The organism is Bradyrhizobium oropedii, assembly GCF_020889685.1.
Taxonomy (GTDB): domain Bacteria; phylum Pseudomonadota; class Alphaproteobacteria; order Rhizobiales; family Xanthobacteraceae; genus Bradyrhizobium; species Bradyrhizobium oropedii.
Map to the genome: position 1 here is coordinate 1 of NZ_JACMYO010000458.1, position 886 is coordinate 886.

The following is an 886-nucleotide window of genomic DNA, read 5'->3' on the forward strand; positions in this document are numbered from 1 at the left end:
GGAATCAGAGCTGAGTGATACGGCGGCCTTTGAAACGGCGTTGACGGACCTTTTTCTTGGTCCAGACGAAGGGCTTGGCTCTGTCGTTGTATGCGTTGACGTAGGCATCGATGTGATCCTGAAGCTGCTTGAGGCTTGTGAAAGAGGTGCCGCTCAGCGACTGCCCCTGCAGGATCGAAAACCACACCTCGACCTGATTGAGCCAGGACGCACTTGTCGGCGTGAAATGAAATTCCACGTTGGGGTGGGCCTTGAGCCAATGCTCGTTCTTCTTGTGGGTGTTGAGGTTGTCGAGGATGACGTGAAGCTTCCGGTTTGGAAAAGCCGCGGTGACGCTGTTCATGAAGTCGAGAAATTCGACACGGCGCCGGCGTTTTGAATGCGTCGCGATGATCTTTCCAGTGGCGACTTCGAGCGCCGCAAACAATGTTGTCGTGCCATGCCGCTTGTAATCGTGGCTCTGGCCGGTCAAGGCACGGCCATTGGGCAACTTCAGATAACCCTGCGCTCGCTCCAAAGCCTGGATCGAGGGCTTCTCGTCCACGCACAGCACAATGGCCTTCGCGGGCGGGGCGACATAGAGGCCGACAACATCGGCGGCTTTGGCCGTAAAGTTCGGGTCGTTGCTCTCACACCAGGACTTGCGAGCCGCGAGGTCGATCTTGTGGCTGCGCAGAAACCGCCAGACATATTGGACGTCAACATCGTCCAGCGCCTCGGCCAGCAGGGGCCCGGTCCAGCGTGCGAACCCTTCCGGCGACGGCTTGTCCAGCAACTTCAGAATCCGCTTGTCGGTGGCCTTCGTATAGATTGGCTGCTTGCCCGGTCGCGGCTTGTCTTGCAGCCCTTCAAGGCCTTGGTCGGCATAACGATGCCGCCAAAGGCT

General features: G+C 58.5%; 1 protein-coding gene. It reads right to left on the minus strand.

The features are described 5' to 3' along the window. Positions 1-4 precede the first annotated feature (4 nt). Positions 5-886 (minus strand): IS630 family transposase (locus H8A95_RS43265; protein ID WP_229188483.1); only part of this gene is annotated, 882 nt, incomplete at its 5' end.